Annotated in this window: 17 protein-coding genes, 2 tRNA genes and 2 pseudogenes; 1 reads left to right on the top strand and 20 read right to left on the bottom strand. The window is 38.4% G+C overall.

Annotation, left to right across the window (positions count from 1 at the left end; genetic code table 11):
• Positions 1-36 precede the first annotated feature (36 nt).
• The 17 genes and pseudogenes from ACFIK4_RS09730 to ACFIK4_RS09650 form a co-directional block, all read right to left on the bottom strand.
• On the bottom strand, positions 37-1713 hold the full coding sequence (locus ACFIK4_RS09730) for a ribonuclease J (RefSeq protein WP_375675837.1): 1677 nt from the start codon (positions 1711-1713) through the stop codon (positions 37-39).
• Positions 1714-1758: 45 nt separating this feature from the next.
• Positions 1759-2568 (bottom strand): biotin--[acetyl-CoA-carboxylase] ligase, encoded by an 810-nt coding sequence (locus tag ACFIK4_RS09725; RefSeq protein WP_375613451.1) that lies wholly within the window; start codon positions 2566-2568, stop codon positions 1759-1761.
• Positions 2568-4022 (bottom strand): NADH-quinone oxidoreductase subunit NuoN, encoded by a 1455-nt coding sequence (gene nuoN, locus ACFIK4_RS09720; protein WP_375638390.1) that lies wholly within the window; start codon positions 4020-4022, stop codon positions 2568-2570. Before nuoN ends, ACFIK4_RS09725 begins: the two co-directional genes overlap by 1 nt.
• Positions 4023-4039: 17 nt before the next feature.
• Complete coding sequence (locus ACFIK4_RS09715) at positions 4040-5509, bottom strand: NADH-quinone oxidoreductase subunit M (protein ID WP_375628157.1); 1470 nt, start codon at positions 5507-5509, stop codon at positions 4040-4042.
• The gene (gene nuoL, locus ACFIK4_RS09710; protein WP_375638389.1) at positions 5509-7473 is read right to left on the bottom strand and encodes an NADH-quinone oxidoreductase subunit L; all 1965 of its coding nucleotides are present in this window, start codon (positions 7471-7473) and stop codon (positions 5509-5511) included. Before nuoL ends, ACFIK4_RS09715 begins: the two co-directional genes overlap by 1 nt.
• 6 nt (positions 7474-7479) lie before the next feature.
• Entirely contained in the window at positions 7480-7788 is a 309-nt protein-coding gene (nuoK, locus tag ACFIK4_RS09705) for an NADH-quinone oxidoreductase subunit NuoK (RefSeq protein WP_273791275.1), read from the bottom strand.
• Positions 7789-7802: 14 nt separating this feature from the next.
• Positions 7803-8423 (bottom strand): NADH-quinone oxidoreductase subunit J, encoded by a 621-nt coding sequence (locus ACFIK4_RS09700; protein WP_375611880.1) that lies wholly within the window; start codon positions 8421-8423, stop codon positions 7803-7805.
• 94 nt (positions 8424-8517) lie between these two features.
• On the bottom strand, positions 8518-9009 hold the full coding sequence (gene nuoI, locus ACFIK4_RS09695) for an NADH-quinone oxidoreductase subunit NuoI (RefSeq protein ID WP_273723184.1): 492 nt from the start codon (positions 9007-9009) through the stop codon (positions 8518-8520).
• Between the two features lie 14 nt (positions 9010-9023).
• Entirely contained in the window at positions 9024-10070 is a 1047-nt protein-coding gene (nuoH, locus tag ACFIK4_RS09690) for an NADH-quinone oxidoreductase subunit NuoH (protein WP_375632259.1), read from the bottom strand.
• Positions 10071-10091: 21 nt separating this feature from the next.
• Positions 10092-12161 (bottom strand): NADH-quinone oxidoreductase subunit NuoG, encoded by a 2070-nt coding sequence (gene nuoG / locus ACFIK4_RS09685; protein WP_375613455.1) that lies wholly within the window; start codon positions 12159-12161, stop codon positions 10092-10094.
• 68 nt (positions 12162-12229) lie between these two features.
• Positions 12230-13534 (bottom strand): NADH-quinone oxidoreductase subunit NuoF, encoded by a 1305-nt coding sequence (nuoF, locus tag ACFIK4_RS09680; protein ID WP_375613456.1) that lies wholly within the window; start codon positions 13532-13534, stop codon positions 12230-12232.
• Positions 13535-13663: 129 nt separating this feature from the next.
• A pseudogene (gene nuoE, locus ACFIK4_RS09675) lies at positions 13664-14354 on the bottom strand (NADH-quinone oxidoreductase subunit NuoE).
• A complete protein-coding gene (locus tag ACFIK4_RS09670) occupies positions 14354-15544 on the bottom strand; it encodes an NADH-quinone oxidoreductase subunit D (RefSeq protein ID WP_375613457.1) in 1191 nt (396 codons plus the stop codon). Before ACFIK4_RS09670 ends, nuoE begins: the two are co-directional and overlap by 1 nt.
• A gap of 121 nt (positions 15545-15665) precedes the next feature.
• The gene (locus ACFIK4_RS09665) at positions 15666-16277 is read right to left on the bottom strand and encodes an NADH-quinone oxidoreductase subunit C (RefSeq protein WP_375613458.1); all 612 of its coding nucleotides are present in this window, start codon (positions 16275-16277) and stop codon (positions 15666-15668) included.
• A gap of 14 nt (positions 16278-16291) precedes the next feature.
• Entirely contained in the window at positions 16292-16873 is a 582-nt protein-coding gene (locus ACFIK4_RS09660; protein WP_375621224.1) for a NuoB/complex I 20 kDa subunit family protein, read from the bottom strand.
• Positions 16864-17229: an NADH-quinone oxidoreductase subunit A gene (locus tag ACFIK4_RS09655; protein WP_375632253.1), complete on the bottom strand. Its 366-nt coding sequence runs from the start codon at positions 17227-17229 to the stop codon at positions 16864-16866. The genes ACFIK4_RS09660 and ACFIK4_RS09655 overlap by 10 nt, the downstream gene beginning before the upstream one ends.
• Positions 17230-17527: 298 nt before the next feature.
• Positions 17528-17604 (bottom strand) — tRNA-Asp (locus ACFIK4_RS09650).
• A 173-nt stretch (positions 17605-17777) separates the two neighbouring features.
• Here ACFIK4_RS09650 and ACFIK4_RS09645 point away from each other — a divergent pair.
• Positions 17778-17853, top strand: a tRNA-Val gene (locus ACFIK4_RS09645).
• A gap of 44 nt (positions 17854-17897) precedes the next feature.
• Here the strand turns inward: ACFIK4_RS09645 and ACFIK4_RS09640 are convergent.
• From ACFIK4_RS09640 to ACFIK4_RS09630, 3 genes and pseudogenes are all read right to left on the bottom strand, one after another.
• Positions 17898-18321: pseudogene (locus ACFIK4_RS09640) on the bottom strand (XRE family transcriptional regulator).
• 49 nt (positions 18322-18370) lie between these two features.
• Positions 18371-18760 (bottom strand): AAA family ATPase, encoded by a 390-nt coding sequence (locus ACFIK4_RS09635; RefSeq protein WP_375628066.1) that lies wholly within the window; start codon positions 18758-18760, stop codon positions 18371-18373.
• A gap of 8 nt (positions 18761-18768) precedes the next feature.
• Positions 18769-19008: a hypothetical protein gene (locus tag ACFIK4_RS09630; RefSeq protein WP_375675836.1), complete on the bottom strand. Its 240-nt coding sequence runs from the start codon at positions 19006-19008 to the stop codon at positions 18769-18771.
• Positions 19009-19170 lie beyond the last annotated feature (162 nt).

The following is a 19170-nucleotide window of genomic DNA, read 5'->3' as shown; positions in this document are numbered from 1 at the left end:
TCTTCTCTTTTTAAATAACGTAATAGGAAAGTTCTTTTATTTTGACCGATGTAAAAAAACTGTACAGATAGGTTTTTTTTGCCAAATTTCATGAACAGCCGCTCTTACTGCACGTCGTGTTGCCTCTCGAATAAGTTCATTATTTTTCTGTTTCATGCGTGGGATATTATAAACTGTATTTTCTACGATATCTAAAAGAATATCTTTTAAACTTTCCCCCTTTCCATTACTTTCAGGTAACCCGAATGTTGTTAGACCTATATCCCCTAATAATTCATGCTTACTATTTATATGGAGAGAAATAGTAACATGACCAGCATAACTTAGTTTACGGCGTTCACGAATCCCTAATTCATCTTCATCTCCAATTAAGCAACCATCCTTATAGATGCGGCCAACAGGAACTTGATCAATAACTTCTACAGGCTCTGGTGCAAGACGTAACATATAGCCATTTCTGATATCCATAACAGTTTGAATACCCGCTTGACGTGCTAAAGTTGCCTGAGCCTTAAGATGCATTGCTTCCCCATGTACAGGGACAAGTATTTGTGGCTTTATCCAATCATACATCTGTAAAAGTTCTGAACGACGGGGATGACCTGAAACATGAACAAGTGCATCTTCATTCGTAATAATTTTAATACCCAAATCAATGAAACGATTTTGTACCTCAATAATCGCTTTTTCGTTTCCTGGAATACTTCGTGATGAATAAATAACGGTATCACCAGCGGAAAGTGCAATATTTTTCATTCCATCACGTGACAGTTTAGCCAAAGCAGCACATGGCTCACCTTGGCTCCCTGTGACAATTAAAACAAGATCTTTTCGCGAGATGTAGCCATAATCATCTTCCGTTACAAATGGTGCTAAACCATTCATATAACCAAGCTCTTGTGCAACCATAATACTTCGCTTAAGGGAACGCCCAATGACAAGCACCTTACGTCCAGCAGCTTCAGCTGCAAGAGCAATAGAACGTATCCGACCAATATTAGAAGAAAAAGTTGCTATCGCAACGCGCCCTTCAGCTTTAGAAATAATCTCTGAAAGACTGGCTTGAACTTGCTGTTCTGAAGGAGAGATACCATCCCGACATGCATTTGTGGAATCACAAAGTAATGCTAAAACACCTTTTTTGCCTAAAGCACGAAATCTTTTTTCATCGGTTACAGCCCCGAGTGAAGGGGTATGATCAATTTTCCAATCACCAGTATGAATCACAGTCCCCAAAGAGGTTGTAATTGCTAAAGATACAGATTCTGGTATTGAATGGTTAACGGCTATAGCCTCTACAGCAAAGGAACCTACCTGAAAACAATCACCAGCTTGAAAAATATTGAGTAAAATTTTTTGAGATTCAAAATCTAATTGTTTTTTAGTTTCCAATAATCCTGCCGTAAAAGGCGTACAGTAAATCGGCACTTGTAACTTTGGACATAAATCAAGAACGGCCCCATAATGATCTTCATGTGCATGTGTTAAAACAAGACCCCGTATATTGTGTTTTTCACTTTCTAGAAAACGAATATCAGGCAAAACAAGATCGACACCTGGTAATTCAGAACCAGCAAAACTAATCCCCATATCAACCAGCAGCCATTCACGAAGATATTGGGGACCAAATCCGTAAGCAGCTAAATTCATCCCTATTTCACCTACACCTCCCAGAGGTAAAAAAACAAATTCACATCTATTGGCTGCAACCATAAACATCTCCCAAATCATTAAGGTATCTGATGATAAAATAATTTTTCAATAACGGCCTGCATTAACAGAATCAGCCAAACCAAAATGAACATCCCCAGCTGTTATAATGGCTGTCTGACCGTCTTTTCGCTTTATGATGCAGTTAAAATCACTATCAAGACCATCAAAAATACCCTCAATGACTTTTTCATCATTCACCACTTTGACATGTTTCCCAAGATGAGCGGAATATAAAAGCCATTTTTTTCGGATTATTTCACATCCTTTTGGTTGTTTCCAAAGAAGGTAATTTTTAGAAAAACACTCCGTCAAAACCGTAAATAATTGTTCTGCATCAATACGCAACCCGATATTCTTTAAGCTTGAAGTGGAATAGGGCGCATCTTCATAATTATATTTCACATTTATTCCAATCCCAATAACCAAGGCATATTGTTGTGATGACAATTTTAAAATCTCAAGCAAAACTCCAGAGCTTTTTTCTCCTCTGAGCAAAATATCGTTTGGCCATTTTAAGCTCACAATATTGTTTGTCTGCTTTTCCTCTTTTATCAATTGTTTTATTGCCTCTGCCACACTTACTCCAGCAACAAAACCAAGTTGAGCCGCAGTTTGATGAACAATATCATCAATTAATAAAAGACTAGAATAAAGGTTCCCTTTTGGACTAGACCAAGTCCTCCCTCTTCTTGCTCTTCCCTGTGATTGTTCTTGTGCAACAATCCAAAGATTACCTTGATGACCAGTTTGCGCTTTTCGTTGCGCAATAAGATTTGTTGAATCAACACTATCGTACGCTTCAACAGTGTATCCCTGTTTTTGTGCAAAATCTGATAAAGTATAAACCATATTCATTAAAACAATGCTGTTGCTGCTTTTTCTGCTAGCTCAGCGAACCAAACTCCAAAAAGCGCGTAAAATAAAATAAAGAATACAGAAAGACCAAGACAAAATTGAAGCTCTTTCGATAAAGCAACAAAATGCGCTTTTGCATCATCAAACCACATAATTTTAATGACTCGCAAATAGTAAAAAGCCCCAACTACAGACGCTATCATCCCAACGACAGCAAGTGGCGTAAGTCCAGCGTGGACAGCAGCAGAAAATGTATACCACTTTCCAAAAAAACCAGCCATAGGAGGTATGCTTGCTAAAGAAAAAAGCTGTATTGTCATCACAACAGCCATAAACGGATTCGTCTTTGCTAACCCTGAAAGATCATAAATATTTTCAACATTTCCATTCTGAGAGCGCATTCCAAGAATAAAGGCAAATGAACCAAGCGTCATTCCAAGATAAATAGTCATATAAAGGATAACGCTTTTTATCCCAAGCATATCTCCAGCAGATAAACCAACAAGTGCATAACCCATATGACTGATCGACGAATAAGCCATTAAGCGCTTAATATTATTCTGACCGATTGCAGCAAAAGCACCCAGTATCATTGATGTAATCGCCATGAACACCAAAATTTGTTGCCATGCAGGCATCACGTTATCAACACGCCCTAGGGGAATAAAGGTCACCACAATAATACGGATGATTAAAGCCATTGCAGCAACTTTAGGGGCACCAGCAAAAAATGCTGTAATCGGTGTGGGCGCTCCTTCATAAACATCAGGTGTCCACATATGAAACGGAACAGCAGAAATTTTGAAAGCCAAACCAGCTAAAATAAAGACAATTCCAAAAATGACCCCCAATTGTACATTTTTGCCCTTTAAAGCAAGAGCAATTTCGTGAAAACCAATTTGACCGGTAAAACCATAAAGCAAAGAAATACCATAAAGAAGCAACCCTGAAGATAATGCTCCTAAAACAAAGTATTTTATACCGGCTTCAGAAGATTTTACATTATTACGATTAATCGCTGCTAAAACATATAAAGCTAAAGATTGCAGCTCTAACCCCATATAAAGCGACAGCATATTACCCGCTGAAATCATAAACATCATTCCAAGGGTTGCTAAAAGAACAAGTACTGGAAACTCAAATATATTAAACTTTTGTGCATTGGCAAAACCAACAGACATGATAAGAGAAAAGAGTGCACCAATAAGCATTAAAATTTTCATATAACGACTAAAGGAATCGATAACGAGCGCATTGGTTTGAAATGAACCATTTTTCGGAAAAACTATAAGAATAATAATGGTTGCCACAAGAAGTGCCATAGCTAAACCTGTCACTGTTAAAGAAGCACGTGTATTGGAATAAACACCAATCATAAGCAGCACGACAGCTCCTAATGCAATTAAAAGCTCTGGAAGAATTAAGACTAATTGCGCTATTATTTCAGTTTGCATGTGCATTCTTCCCTTATCTAGTGCAGTTTATTGATGAGGGTTTCTACGGAAAACGCCGTTGCCTTAAGAATAGGCGTTGGATAGATACCAAAGAATATTGTAAGAATAACCATTGGATAAAGGAGGAGTTTTTCTCTTAAAGAAAGATCTATTAATACTTTTAAATTCTCTTTATCCAAGGAACCAAAAATCACACGCCGATAAAGATAAAGGGCATAGGCTGCCGATAAGATAACACCTGTTGTTGCTAAAACAACAACCAATTTATTTACTTGAAAAACACCTATTAAGGTTAAAAATTCACCCAAAAATCCTGAGCTTCCAGGCAAACCAACATTTGCCATGGTAAAAATTAAGAAAACAACAGCATATTTAGGCATATTATTCACTAAACCACCAAACGCTGAAATTTCACGTGTATGCAAGCGATCATAGATAACCCCAACACAAAGAAACAATGCTGCTGAAACAATTCCATGGGATAGCATCTGATAAATAGCCCCTTGTATCCCCTGTTCATTCACAGCAAAAATACCCATCGTTACATATCCCATATGCGCTATTGAGGAATATGCAATAAGTTTTTTGATGTCACTTTGAACAAGTGCAACCAGTGATGTATAAATAATAGCGATAAGCGATAATGTGAAAACAAAAGGCGCAAAATCTGCTGAAGCGATAGGAAACATAGGTAAAGAAAAACGAAGAAAACCATACCCACCTAATTTAAGTAAGACACCAGCTAAAATAACAGAACCCGCTGTCGGTGCTTCTACGTGAGCATCAGGGAGCCATGTATGAACTGGCCACATTGGCATTTTAACTGCGAAAGAAGCAAAAAATGCAAGCCATAGCCATATTTGCATATGAGCAGGAAACTGATAATTGAGTAAAGTTGGTATATCAAGTGTCCCAGCCTCCCAATACATAACCATAAGAGCAACCAGCATAAGCACTGAACCAAGTAAAGTATATAAGAAAAACTTTATACTTGCATAAACACGACGTGCTCCTCCCCATACACCTATAATGATAAACATTGGAATGAGGCTGCCTTCAAAAAAAACATAGAATAGCATTGCATCAAGAGCACAAAAAACACCAATAATCGCAACTTCTAGAAGAAGAAACGCAATCATATAGGCTTTTAATCTCTCTTTAACATTCTCCCAACTTGCTAAAATACAGAAAGGCAAAAGAAAAGCCGAGAGAACAACAAAAAGAATAGAAATACCATCGACCCCCATATGATAGCTAATACCACCCCCTAACCAACTGGATTTTTCAACCATTTGAAAATTTTGGTTGCTAGAATCAAATCCTATCCAAATAATTAAAGAAATAATAAAAACAAATAGAGTCGTAAAAAATGCGACATTACGTATATTATGGCGTGCTACTTCACTATCATCTTTGATAAACAAAATCAGAAGAACACCAACAAGCGGCAAAAATGTAACCGTAGAAAGAATAGGCCAATCGGTCATTAGTTTACGCCCCCGATCATCATCCATGTAATGAGCAATGCAACGCCGATAAGCATTGCAAATGCATAGTGGTAAAGATAGCCTGTTTGCATTCGAACAACTCTATTTGTAATATCAACAACACGCGCTGCAATACCATTGGGACCTAGACCATCAATAATCTTACCGTCTCCCACTTTCCAAAGAAAAGAACCAATTCTAAAGGTAGGACGAACAAATAAAAAGTTATATAATTGATCGAAATACCACTTTTGGTAAAGAAAGTGATACACTCCTGGCATAATACGCGCCATTTTCTTGGGAAGAGAGGGAGCCACAATATAAAATAAATAAGCCAACATAAACCCAAGAATCATTGCTATAAAAGGCGACCATTTTACCCAATTAAAAACATGGTGAGCATCATGAAGAATATGATTATGGCTGCTTGTAAACAATGCTCCCTTCCAAAAAGCATTATACAAGTCACCAAAAAAGTAAGGTTGGAAAACGACACCAGAAAATATTGCTCCAATAGATAAAAGAAAGAGTGGAATCAACATAACTGGAGGCGATTCATGAACATGATGCATCACATCAACTGTTGCCCGTGGTTTACCATGGAATGTCATAAAGATAAGTCGCCATGAATAGAAACTTGTTAAAAAGGCAGCAAAAACAAGAAGATAAAAAGCATATCCTGAAGCAATATTATGAGATGCAAAAGCAGACTCTATAATCGCATCTTTTGAGAAGAAACCTGCAGTCCCGAAAAGTGTTCCTGGAATTCCAACTCCGGTCAAGGCAATGGTCCCGACCATCATCATCCAATAGGTGATCTTTATATGTTTGCGTAACCCACCCATTTTTCGCATATCTTGTTCATCAGACACAGAATGAATCACAGAACCTGCACCAAGAAACAATAAGGCTTTAAAAAAAGCATGCGTAAAAAGATGAAAGACAGCAGCGCCATAAGCTCCAACACCTAATGCCACAAACATATAACCAAGTTGAGAGCATGTAGAATAAGCAATAACACGCTTAATATCATTCTGCACCAACCCCACAGTTGCTGCAAAAAACGCTGTTGTTGCACCAACAATAATAATCACGGTCAAAGCAGTTGAAGAAAGTTCAAAAATTGGCGACATACGCGCAATCATAAAAACACCAGCCGTTACCATTGTAGCGGCATGAATAAGCGCTGATACAGGGGTTGGCCCTTCCATTGCATCAGGCAGCCAAGTATGTAAAAGAAATTGTGCGGATTTTCCCATCGCACCAATAAATAATAAAAGACATGTAATGGTAATTGCCGTCTGCCCATCAAATTGCCAATCTAAAAATGTCATATTTTGTATAAAGCTCTTGTCGGCAGCTTTTGCAAAAATAGAGGCAAAATCAACCGATTGGAACAAAACAAAAATACTAAAGATTCCTAAGAGAAAACCAAAGTCTCCAACACGGTTAACTACAAAAGCTTTCATTGCGGCCTTATTAGCAGAATCGCGCTGAAACCAAAAACCAATGAGTAAATAAGAAGCAAGTCCGACACCTTCCCATCCAAAAAACATCTGAATCAAATTATTGGATGTGACCAACATAAGCATCATAAATGTAAACAAAGAAAGATAAGAAAAAAAACGAGACCTTGAAGGGTCATGGTGCATATAACCAATTGAATAAATATGCACTAATGCCGAAACACTATTCACAACAATAAGCATGACAGCTGTTAATGCATCAACATGTAAAGCCCAATTAAAGCTTAAGTCACCAACAGTCATCCAATGTAATACCAATACATCAATCGCTGGAATATGACCAAGTGCAGTACTGAAAAATGCTATCCACGATAATATGGCAACAACAACCATAAAGCTACATGTTATCAATTCACTCGCACGATCTCCTATCGTTTTTCCACCTAGTGCAGCAATTAAAAAACCCAAAAGCGGAAGAAAGACAATCGTATAATACATCACTGGTTAGCCTTTCATTACATTAACATCTTCAACCGCAATGGAACCACGATTACGGAAAAAAACGACCAGAATTGCTAAACCAATGGCAGCTTCAGCAGCTGCTACGGTTAAGACAAATAAAGCGAATACCTGACCAACGAGATCATGAAGAAATGCTGAAAATGCAACAAAATTGAGATTAACTGAAAGCAATATAAGCTCAATGGACATCAAGATAATAATCACATTTTTTCTGTTGAGAAAAATTCCAGCAATACCAATTGTAAACATCAAAGCAGAAACAGTGAGATAATGTGTAATATCAATATACATCTGCATAGCCCCCCTTACATACCTTTGCCTGATTCAACTTGTTTGATTTCAATGGCACTTTCTACCGTTCTAGAAACTTGCTCCGCAATAGATTGCCGCTTTACTCCTAATTTATGACGAAGTGTTAAAACAATAGCTCCAATCATTGCAACCAATAAAATCATTCCAGCAATTTGAAAATAGAAAACATAATCCGTATAGAGAATATCACCTAATGCTTGTGTATTTGTTCGCTGCGCTAAATCTGGCATTGGTTGCGTAACATGCGTTCTCAAGACTGGAGAAAAATAGCTACTCATAAAAACAACAATCAATTCTACAGCGATAATAACACCAATAAGAGCTCCAATAGGAGCATACCGAAGAGTTCCACTCTTTAACTCAGCAAAATCAACGTCAAGCATCATAACGACAAATAAAAATAAAACAGCGACAGCTCCAACATACACAACAAGCAGAATAAGCCCTAAAAACTCTGCTCCTGCAAGTAAAAACAAAGCTGCTGCATTAAAAAATGCGAGGATTAAAAACAAAACAGAATGCACTGGATTGCGTGCTGTAATAACAATAACTGCACTTGTTAGCATAATAAAAGCAAACAAATAGAAAAATGCCGCCGCTAGATCTGTTAGCATAGGCTTCTCCTTAATTATTCAAACAATTGGTATAAACTTCATACCAGATTACAATTTATCGGAAAAATATCCGACACCTCATTTAACGATACACTTAACGATAAGGCGCATCCATCAATATATTTCGAGCAATTTCTCGCTCCCAGCGATCTCCATTCAATAAAAGTTTTTCTTTATCATAATAAAGTTCTTCACGTGTTTCCGTCGCAAACTCAAAATTTGGACCTTCGACAATAGCCTCAACCGGACAGGCTTCTTGACAAAAACCACAGTAGATACATTTAACCATGTCTATATCATAACGGACAGTTCTACGTGTACCGTCATTGCGCCGTGGACCAGCTTCAATTGTAATCGCTTGAGCAGGACAAATCGCTTCACATAATTTACAAGCAATACACCGTTCTTCACCATTTGGATAGCGACGCAATGCATGCTCACCACGAAAACGCTGAGATACAAAACCTTTTTCATAAGGATAATTAATCGTGGGTTTTGGTGAAAAAAATTGACGCATAGCTAAGAAAAAAGCACTCACAAATTCCAATAGAAGAAGTGACTTTGCCGCCTGAATAAAACCTGACATCGTAAAATCTCCTCTTAAACGAAATCCGTAAACTTTAAAAAAGCAGCAGTTATCACAACCATTGCTAGTGAGAGAGGAAGAAAAACCTTCCAACCAAGCCGCATGAGCTGATCATAGCGATAACGTGGAACAAATGCTTTAACCATAGCAAACCAAAAAAATACAAAACAGACTTTTAAAACAAACCAAATGATACCAGGAACCCAATTAAGCCACCAAACATCTAAGGGAGGCAGCCAACCGCCTAAAAATAGAATGGTTGTTAATGCGCACATTAAAACAATCGCAACATATTCACCTAGAAAGAAGAGCATGTAAGGCGTTGAAGAATATTCTACCATATGACCAGCAACAAGTTCGGATTCTGCTTCCACCAAATCGAATGGAGGACGATTTGTCTCTGCAAGCGCAGAAATAAAAAATATAATAAACATTGGAAAAAGGACCAACCAATTCCAATCGAGAAAACTGTTAAAAGGAAGACCAAGAGTTGTACCAAGCCCGTGCGTTTGTTTAAAAACAATTGTTGTGAGATCTAACGAACCACTTATTAAAATGACAGTCACAAGCACAAAACCAATGGAAACTTCATAAGAAACCATTTGTGCCGCCGAACGAAGAGCTCCTAAGAAAGGATATTTTGAATTTGATGCCCATCCCCCCATAATAACACCATAAACTTCAAGAGATGAAATGGCTAAAATATAAAGCAAGCCAACATTAATCTTTGCAATCTCCCAACCCTCATTGACAGGAATAACAGCCCAAGTTGATAAAGCAAGTGTCGCTGAAACAAAAGGAGCCAAAAGAAAAACACCCTTATTTGCACCTGCAGGGATAATAGGCTCCTTAACAACAAATTTAATTAAATCTGCAAAAGACTGTAACAAACCCCATGGTCCAACAACGTTTGGTCCACGACGCAATTGTACCGCTGCCCAAATTTTTCTATCTGCATAAAGAAGATAAGCAACTAAGACCAAAAGAACGACCAAAAGAAGAAGTGTTTTTCCGATTATAATGAGTAATGGCAACAGCCAAGTCATAAAGAAATCATACATCATTATTCCTTTTCCTTTGCCTTACTTTACTGTTTGTGTAGCACGGTTTTTTGCAAGAGATGAACATTCAGCCATAACAGCAGAAGCACGTGCTATCGGATTTGTTAAATAAAAATCTTTAACCATAGAAGTAAATGCTTGACTCTCGAGAGAAACCATTTTTGAACCAAGCGCCTTAAGACCACTTATATCAGAAGGCACTATATCATCAACAGCACAAAGGTGTGGATAATCATTAAACAAGCATTGCCTTAATTGAGAAAGAGAATCAAAAGGGAGCTTTTGTCCTAAAATATCCGATAAAGCACGCAAAATAGCCCAATCTTCTTTTGCTTCACCTGGAGCAAAACCAGCCCGATTTGTCATTTGAACACGTCCTTCTGTATTCACATAAAGCCCTGATTTTTCAGTGTAAGCAGATGCAGGCAAAATAACGTCAGCAGCATGTGCACCATTATCACCATGGCTCCCAATATAAACTGTAAAAGCTTTTGTATTGGCTAATTCTACTTCATCAGCACCAAGCAAAAATAGAACTTCACAGGTTTTAAGTATATTTGCAACCCCAAGCTTAGAAGTAAAGCCTATGTCCAACCCTCCAACAATCGAAGCTGCATTATGAAGAACCCCAAACCCATTCCATGTCTCACTAAGAGCACCTATATTATCAGCTAATTTAGCAAGACTTTTTAAAACAGATAAACCTTCACTTCCTGAAACCGCTCCCTCTCCGATAAGAATAAGGGGCCTCTTCGCTTCTTTTAAGACATTAAAAAAAACATCCTCTCCACGAATAAGTGTCGTTAATGTATCACTCCCAGATCCAAGGTAAGAATAAGGATAACGTAAATCGACTTTCTCTCCAATTAATGCAATAGGAAAATTGCCCATCCGTTGGCGCTTTAAAATACGCGCATTTAAAACAGCTGCTTCATGACGTGGATTAGATCCCACAATAAGCAGTGCATCAGCCTGTTCAATACCTACAATTGTAGGATTAAAAATATAACTCGAGCGCCCAAACTCTGGCGATAAAGCCCCCCCTCTTTGACGACAATCAAAAAGCGTTGAGCCCAAAGAACTCAATAATGCTTTAAGGGCATACATTTCTTCAACAGAAGCAAGATCCCCCGCAATGGCTCCAATTTTTTCTGGAAAAATTTTAGAGATTACCATTTTAATTTTTGCAAAAGCTTCTGTCCAACTGACAGGTTGAAGCTTTCCATCTTTGCGTACATATGGCTTATCAAGCCGCTGAGTCCGTAATCCATCCCAAATAAAACGCGTTTTATCAGAGATCCATTCCTCATTTACATCTTCATTCGTACGCGGCATAATCCGCATAACTTCACGGCCGCGGCTATCAATACGGATAGCACTACCAAGCGCATCCATCACATCAATCGATTCCGTTTTTACCAATTCCCACGGACGGGCATGAAACGCATAAGGTTTTGAAGTTAGAGCTCCCACTGGACAAAGATCAATAACATTTCCCTGTAATTCAGATGTCATAGCTTTTTCAAGATACGTCGTAATTTCAGCATCTTCACCACGACCGATCAAACCAAGCTCAGAAATACCTGCAACTTCCGTTGTAAAACGAACACACCGTGTACAATGAATACACCGTGTCATAACAGTTTTGACAAGAGGTCCAATATATTTATCTTCTACAGCACGTTTATTTTCTGTATAACGAGAACAATCTCGTCCATAAAGCATTGCTTGATCTTGAAGATCACACTCTCCCCCTTGATCACACACTGGACAATCCAAAGGATGATTAATGAGAAGAAATTCCATAACACCTTCACGTGCTTTTTTTACCATCGGTGTATTGGTAAAAATCTCAGGTGCCTCACCGTTAGGCCCTAATCGTAAATCACGAACCCCCATAGCACAAGAAGCCTGAGGTTTTGGTGGACCACCCTTAACCTCAACTAAACACATACGACAATTTCCAGCAATTGACAAAGATTCATGAAAACAAAAACGTGGAATTTCTGCCCCAGCCGCCTCAGCAGCCTGAAGCAACGTGTAGTAATCAGGAACTTCAATCTCTTTGCCATCAACTTTGATATTTATCATCACCCATCCAACCTGCGGATAACCCACTTAAAATTTGCATTCGGTCGTTCTTAAAACAAAATCCTTTATTAAACCGCTTCTAAAGCAATATTTTTGCTTTGGACTACATTTCGCGTGTATTCATCAATTCTACGCTCGATTTCTGGACGAAAATTACGTATCAACCCCTGTACAGGCCATGCGGCAGCATCACCAAGCGCACAAATAGTGTGTCCTTCAACCTGTTTAGACACTTCAAACAAAAGATCAATCTCGCGTTTTTGCGCTCTTCCCTCAACCATACGCCCTAAAAGACGCATCATCCATCCCGTCCCCTCACGACACGGTGTACACTGACCACAACTCTCGTGCTTGAAAAAAGCAGCTATACGCCAAATTGCCTTGATAATATCGGTTGATTTATCCATAACAATCATTCCCCCTGTGCCAAAAGAAGACCCGACATCTCGCATCCCATCAAAATCCATGATCGCATCGATCATATCCTCACCACGAACGACTGGACAAGAAGCCCCCCCTGGAATAACTGCTAAAAGATTATTCCATCCACCACGAACACCACCCGTATGTTTTTCAATTAATTCACGGAATGAAACACCAAGAGCGTCTTCAAATGTACAAGGTGCATTAACATGCCCTGAAACCATAAATAATTTCGTTCCAACATTATTTGCTCGTCCGATTGATGAAAACCACGAAGCACCCCGCCGCAAAATCGTTGGAACAACGGCAATAGACTCTACATTATTTACTGTTGTTGGACAGCCATAAATCCCCATATTGGCAGGAAATGGTGGTTTAAGCCGAGGTTGTCCCTTTTTTCCCTCAAGACTTTCAAGAAGAGCTGTTTCTTCACCACAAATATAAGCACCCGCTCCATGATGAATAACAATATCACAAGCATGCCCATATTTCGTTTTTTTGCCAAGTAAACCCGCATCATAGCATTCATCAACGGCAGCTTGAAGCGCTTCACGTTCACGAATATATTCACCACGAATATAAATAAAAGCAACATTGGCTCCCATAGCAAAAGTAGCGATTGCACATCCTTCAATCAAAGTGTGGGGGTCATGACGTAAAATATCACGGTCTTTACAAGTTCCAGGTTCAGATTCATCGGCATTGACAACCAAATAATGAGGACGTCCATCATTCTGCTTTGGCATAAAGGACCACTTCATTCCAGTAGGAAAACCAGCACCACCACGACCGCGTAAACCCGATGCCTTCACTTCATCAATGATCCAATCACGACCTTTGTCAATCATTTCTTTCAGACCATTCCAATGCCCACGCAACATCGCAGCCTTTAATGATTTGTCTTTTAAACCATAAATATTGGTGAAGATACGATCTTTATCAGCTAGCATACCCCACCTTTTTTTCTATCACCCATAGCATTTTCCGCTTTTCCTCAAATGCAATTTTTAAATATCTTTTCAAGATTTCTTACTTTTCGTTAAATGTTGCCATCATGGGTAGAATAATAAAATATTTTCTCAAGAAAAATACTTAATTATGTTCCCCATTCTTTCCTTATCCTTTTTTGGTGAAGACTTGAGAGATCTTTTTTTCTTTCTCATCATCAATAAGAGAAGTTAAACCACTAATCGGTTCCGACGATTTACGACTATTTTGCGGACCAACCTCTATCTCAGAACCCTTACCTGCTTCAAATGCATCAATAATTTCTTCAAGGCGTTCAGCTGTAAGATCTTCATAAGTATCTTTAAAAATCATAACCATCGGAGCATTCACACAAGCACCAAGACACTCCACCTCTTCCCATGATAAGGTTCCATCCTGATTGGTCGCAAAAGGTTCATGATGAATTTTTTTCTGACAAACTTTAATCAATTCATCAGAACCACGTAACATACAAGGCGTTGTACCACAAACTTGAATATGCGCTTTTGTTCCAACAGGCTTAAGCTGAAACTGAGTATAAAAAGTAGCAACTTCTAAGACACGGATATAAGCCATGGAAAGAATCTGAGCAATATGCTCAATCGCAGCACGTGTCACCCAACCATCTTGCTCTTGAGCACGCATTAATAATGGAATTACAGCAGACTGCTGACGCCCTGCAGGATATTTTTTTATGGTATTTTTTACCCATATCTGATTTTCTTTTGTAAAAGAAAACTCAGCGGGCTGATAAACATCATCTGCAAGACGGCGTACGGACATTAGCGATCAACCTCCCCAAAAACAATATCAATCGAACCCAAAATAGCTGTAGCATCTGCTAACATATGACCTCTGGTTAAAAAATCCATAGCTTGGAGATGAGCAAACCCAGGAGCACGCAACTTGACACGATAAGGCTTATTGGTTCCATCAGAAACAAGATAAACACCAAACTCACCCTTCGGAGCTTCCACAGCAACATATACTTCTCCAGGAGGTGTATGAAAACCTTCCGTATAGAGTTTAAAGTGATGAATCAGTGCTTCCATCGAGCTTTTCATTTCACTCCGCGTCGGTGGTACAATTTTGCGATCCAAGCTCGAAACTGGTCCATTTTTTTCAGTACTCAGTAAACGTTCCACACATTGGCGCATAATTTTCGCTGATTGACGCATTTCTTCCATACGAATAAGATAGCGATCATAACAATCGCTATTTTTACCTATAGGAATATCGAATTCCATTTCATCGTAACATTCATAAGGCTGACTTTTACGCAAATCCCATGGAACACCAGCTCCACGAATCATAACCCCAGAAAAACCGCGTGCCCAAGCTTCATCAATACTTACAACGCCAATATCCACATTACGCTGCTTAAAAATCCGATTTGGGGTCACAAGCGCGTCAAGTTTTCCGAGAGAAACAAGAAATGGATCAATAAAATCACCAATATCCTCAACTAAAGATTCTGGTAAATCTTGATGCACGCCACCAGGACGAAAATAATTTGCATGAAGACGAGCACCACAGGCACGCTCATAAAAAATCATCAATCTTTCACGTTGCTCAAATCCCCAAAGCGGTGGTGTTAAAGCACCAACATCCATTGCCTGTGTCGTTACATTAAGCAAATGATTAAGAATACGCCCAATTTCAGAAAACAAAACACGTATTAATTGCCCTCTTTTAGGAACTTTTATATCTAATAACTTTTCAATAGCAAGAACAAAAGCATGTTCCTGATTCATAGGAGCAACATAATCCAAACGATCTAGATAAGGACCAGCTTGGAGATAAGTCTTTGTTTCCATTAATTTTTCAGTACCGCGATGCAACAACCCAATATGTGGATCTACACGCTCAACAACTTCACCGTCCAGCTCCAGAACCATGCGCAAAACCCCATGCGCGGCAGGATGCTGCGGACCAAAATTGATATTAAAGTTTCGAACATTGACCTCAGCCACAATCAACCCCTTGCTTTTTAAAAAACTTCATATCAAATATCAAAAAAATCTATCACGCTAAAAAATATTTAATTATTTAAGAAATACAGTACCCTAATATAATGCCTTATCAAAACCAATATTATTTTTTTTCATCTGCTTTCCCATCACATGGCAAAGTATACTGTCCTCCTTCCCAAGGAGAAAGAAAATCAAAATTACGCATCTCTTGGCGCAAAACAACAGGCTCATAAATCACCCTCTTTGCTTCATTATCATAACGGCATTCAACAAATCCTGTCACAGGAAAGTCTTTGCGTAAAGGATATCCTTCAAACCCATAATCTGTTAAAATCCGTCTCAAATCCGGATGTCCTGAAAATAAAATCCCATACATATCATACGTTTCTCGTTCATACCACTCTGCACCAGGATAAACCGTACAAGCTGAAGCAACAGGAGTATTTTCATCTGTACGAACTTTTACACGTAAGCGTAAATTCTCACGAGGAGATAACAATTGGTAAGAAACATCAAAGCGCTTATCGCGAGAAGGATAATCCACACCACTAATGTCTGTAAGATTAATAAATTGACAACGAGAATCATCACGAACAAACATTAAGACATCGATAATTGCATCAAGACGTGCCACAATGGTCAATTCACCAAAAGCAAGAACAGTCTCTTCAAGCTTATTTTTTAATTTGTTTTCCAAATAAGCAGCAAGCTCAACCAATGTTTCATCCACCATGACAAGAAAACTCTCTATCGCTCTATGGATCCGGTACGACGGATTTTTTTCTGTAGCAACAATATGCCGTATAATAATGCCTCTGCTGTAGGTGGACACCCTGGGACATATATATCGACAGGCACGATACGATCACATCCCCGCACTACTGAATAGGAATAATGATAATATCCCCCACCGTTTGCACATGATCCCATAGAAATCACATAACGTGGCTCTGGCATCTGATCGTACACTTTTCTTAAAGCAGGAGCCATCTTATTTGTTAGAGTACCTGCCACCACCATCACATCTGACTGGCGGGGTGAAGCTCGTGGTGCATATCCAAAACGCTCATTATCATAATGAGGCATTGAGCACTGCATCATTTCGATAGCACAACAAGCCAAACCAAAACTCATCCACATTAAAGAACCGGTACGTGCCCAAGTAATCAAAGCATCTGCAGAGGTAACTAAAAAACCCTTATCTGACAATTCAGCATTGATATCACGAAAAAACTCATCTTCAGATCCTATCAGCCCACCAGTATTTGGATCAATGATTCCTTTTGGTTTTGGAGCCTCAATCGTTGAATTATTATATCTTAATTCCATTCAAGGGCTCCTTTTTTCCATTCATATATAAATCCAATAGTCAAAATCGCTAAAAACGCAATCATCGACCAAAAGCCAAACATACCTATTGATTCGAATGAAACAGCCCAAGGAAAAAGAAAAGCAACTTCAAGATCAAAAATAATAAATAAAATTGATACCAAATAGAAACGAATATCAAACTTCATGCGTGCATCACTAAATGAATTAAACCCACATTCATAAGCCGATAATTTTTCAGGATCGGGAGAACGATATGCTACAATGTAAGGTGTAATCAACAAAACTCCAGCAATAACCGCTGATATAATAATGAAAATCAAGACTGGTAAATAAGAGCTCAATAAATAAGCCATAACCCTCTTCCATCATAACGAAATGCCTGAGTTTAACACAATGATTCAATATTGCGTGACCAAACAGACAAATTTAACAATCGCTCTATTAACTCTATTCATACTGCTTCAAAGGCATACAGAGCGATACTTTTCTTATCGGCATAGGTAACGCAGAGCAAAGAAAGACGCAAGCCCTATTCTTATAAACCATATAAAAAGAAAGAAAAAACATATTTATTCCCCGATCAAACACTCCACCACATTACTCATAGCATATGGATATTTTAAAAAGGAAATTTCATAAGGAATCACGAAATGGCGCGAGTGACGGGGCTCGAACCCGCGACCTCCGGCGTGACAGGCCAGCACTCTAACCAACTGAGCTACACCCGCGCATTTTTTTCGAACCAATTTAATTTGGTACAAGCGGTCGTGTAAGGGGTTCATGCGTTCATGTCAAGAAGGATTATGCATTTTTTAAAAAAATTATCAAATCCCATCTTTATTCTTGCGTTTAGAAAAATTCTTCCTTAAATAGTCTCCATTCAATTGCGGATCATTGCATTGGGCGATTAGCTCAGCTGGTAGAGCGCCTCGTTTACACCGAGGATGTCGGGAGTTCGAGTCTCTCATCGCCCACCATATAGCTTTATATTCCTATTAAGTTTTTGGAATTCATATCTTTTTTACTGCGAGGGATGCCTTAATAAAGTTAAGGGAATAGGGTTTTCACTATTTCCTTTACAAAGCGTATTCTTTTTGCCAGCTTTCTCTAACAATTTTTTAATAGTTCTAAATCTTTTCTTGTGAAATAATGTTTATCAGTCTAGCAAACATACCAACAGCTTCACATCTAAATGTATCAGAAGACTTTATAGTGAAACTTTTACAACAAGCATCCGATTCTCTTCTCAAAATTTCTGCTGCCTCTTGATCTAAACCATAAAGCTCTATGATCTTTTCCTCCAGTCCTACAGGAACAGATTTTTTGCTAATCTCGACAGAAGATAAAAATCCTACAGATATGTCTAATTTCTTAGCCATATCTAAGAGGCGTTCGGAGTGATCAATGCGAAGTTTCCGTAAAATTTTACCAAAGGGTGTTAGCATTTAAATAAAACGCGTAAGGGTATAAGCTTTACGGCATAAACTGAGAAAATTATCCACCAATAATATGTTTCACGCAATCAGCAATGTGATTTACTTTCTTTGCATTAGCAGCAACTCCATTAAATTTTTTTATAATCCAATCAGCTCCTGTTCCAAGGTGTGTAATCCATGTTTTTTGAACAATAGGCTCAACAGCCCTCACAGTTTCTTCAGGAGATATAGTTAATTCCAGAAATCTTTCACAAACAATTCGAGGCGCTTCAAAATCATTTGCTTCATTACGTACGGTAAACAAATTATCCAAATTATCGTCGTTAATAAGATAAGGGGAATGCGTCGAATAAATTACTTTATTGCCCTTTATGCTCGATAAAGTTTGTAAGGAGCTTAATATTTTTCTCTGTGGATGAATATGTAAATTATTTGCTGGCTCATCCAATAAAAAAATTATTCCATTTTTGCTTCTATGCCTGCGAACTTCTGTAAGGACTTTAAAACAAAAAAACCAACGAAACCCTTTACTTCTCTCATGTAAATAAAAAAGAGGTTATTTACTTTAATTTGTAAACAATAATCTACAAAACCACTATTAGATTTTTCTATTATACAATCATCAAAAAGGCTCTTCCCTTCATTAATATCCACCCAACCTTCTTTCACTACTGACTTCAAATAACCATTGATCAATCCTATACGCTGCTTAACAGCATCGTTGTCATCACAATTAACAATATCTTCCTGAAAACTAATAGCAAGATTTTTTTCTTATTTTGTTCACGATGAGATGTGCCATAGCGCCATGTACACTTATCACTCGCATCTCCAAGGCAAGTATGGGAGCTTATGGGA

The organism is Bartonella sp. AP9QHHD (assembly GCF_042195625.1).
In the GTDB taxonomy this organism is placed as follows: domain Bacteria; phylum Pseudomonadota; class Alphaproteobacteria; order Rhizobiales; family Rhizobiaceae; genus Bartonella.
The sequence above is the reverse complement of the archived record's forward strand: the minus strand, read 5'-3'. Positions and strand labels throughout refer to the sequence as shown.

Excerpts from the sequence above, each read along its gene's own strand:
- ACFIK4_RS09730 (WP_375675837.1), bottom strand. The coding sequence starts at position 1,713 with ATGGTTGCAGCCAATAGATGTGAATTTGTTTTTTTACCTCTGGGAGGT.
- ACFIK4_RS09725 (WP_375613451.1), bottom strand. The coding sequence starts at position 2,568 with ATGAATATGGTTTATACTTTATCAGATTTTGCACAAAAACAGGGATAC.
- nuoN (WP_375638390.1), bottom strand. The coding sequence starts at position 4,022 with ATGCAAACTGAAATAATAGCGCAATTAGTCTTAATTCTTCCAGAGCTT.
- ACFIK4_RS09715 (WP_375628157.1), bottom strand. The coding sequence starts at position 5,509 with ATGACCGATTGGCCTATTCTTTCTACGGTTACATTTTTGCCGCTTGTT.
- nuoL (WP_375638389.1), bottom strand. The coding sequence starts at position 7,473 with ATGTATTATACGATTGTCTTTCTTCCGCTTTTGGGTTTTTTAATTGCT.
- nuoK (WP_273791275.1), bottom strand. The coding sequence starts at position 7,788 with ATGTATATTGATATTACACATTATCTCACTGTTTCTGCTTTGATGTTT.
- ACFIK4_RS09700 (WP_375611880.1), bottom strand. The coding sequence starts at position 8,423 with ATGCTAACAGATCTAGCGGCGGCATTTTTCTATTTGTTTGCTTTTATT.
- nuoI (WP_273723184.1), bottom strand. The coding sequence starts at position 9,009 with ATGTCAGGTTTTATTCAGGCGGCAAAGTCACTTCTTCTATTGGAATTT.
- nuoH (WP_375632259.1), bottom strand. The coding sequence starts at position 10,070 with ATGTATGATTTCTTTATGACTTGGCTGTTGCCATTACTCATTATAATC.
- nuoG (WP_375613455.1), bottom strand. The coding sequence starts at position 12,161 with ATGATAAATATCAAAGTTGATGGCAAAGAGATTGAAGTTCCTGATTAC.
- nuoF (WP_375613456.1), bottom strand. The coding sequence starts at position 13,534 with ATGCTAGCTGATAAAGATCGTATCTTCACCAATATTTATGGTTTAAAA.
- ACFIK4_RS09665 (WP_375613458.1), bottom strand. The coding sequence starts at position 16,277 with ATGGTGGATGAAACATTGGTTGAGCTTGCTGCTTATTTGGAAAACAAA.
- ACFIK4_RS09660 (WP_375621224.1), bottom strand. The coding sequence starts at position 16,873 with ATGGAATTAAGATATAATAATTCAACGATTGAGGCTCCAAAACCAAAA.
- ACFIK4_RS09655 (WP_375632253.1), bottom strand. The coding sequence starts at position 17,229 with ATGGCTTATTTATTGAGCTCTTATTTACCAGTCTTGATTTTCATTATT.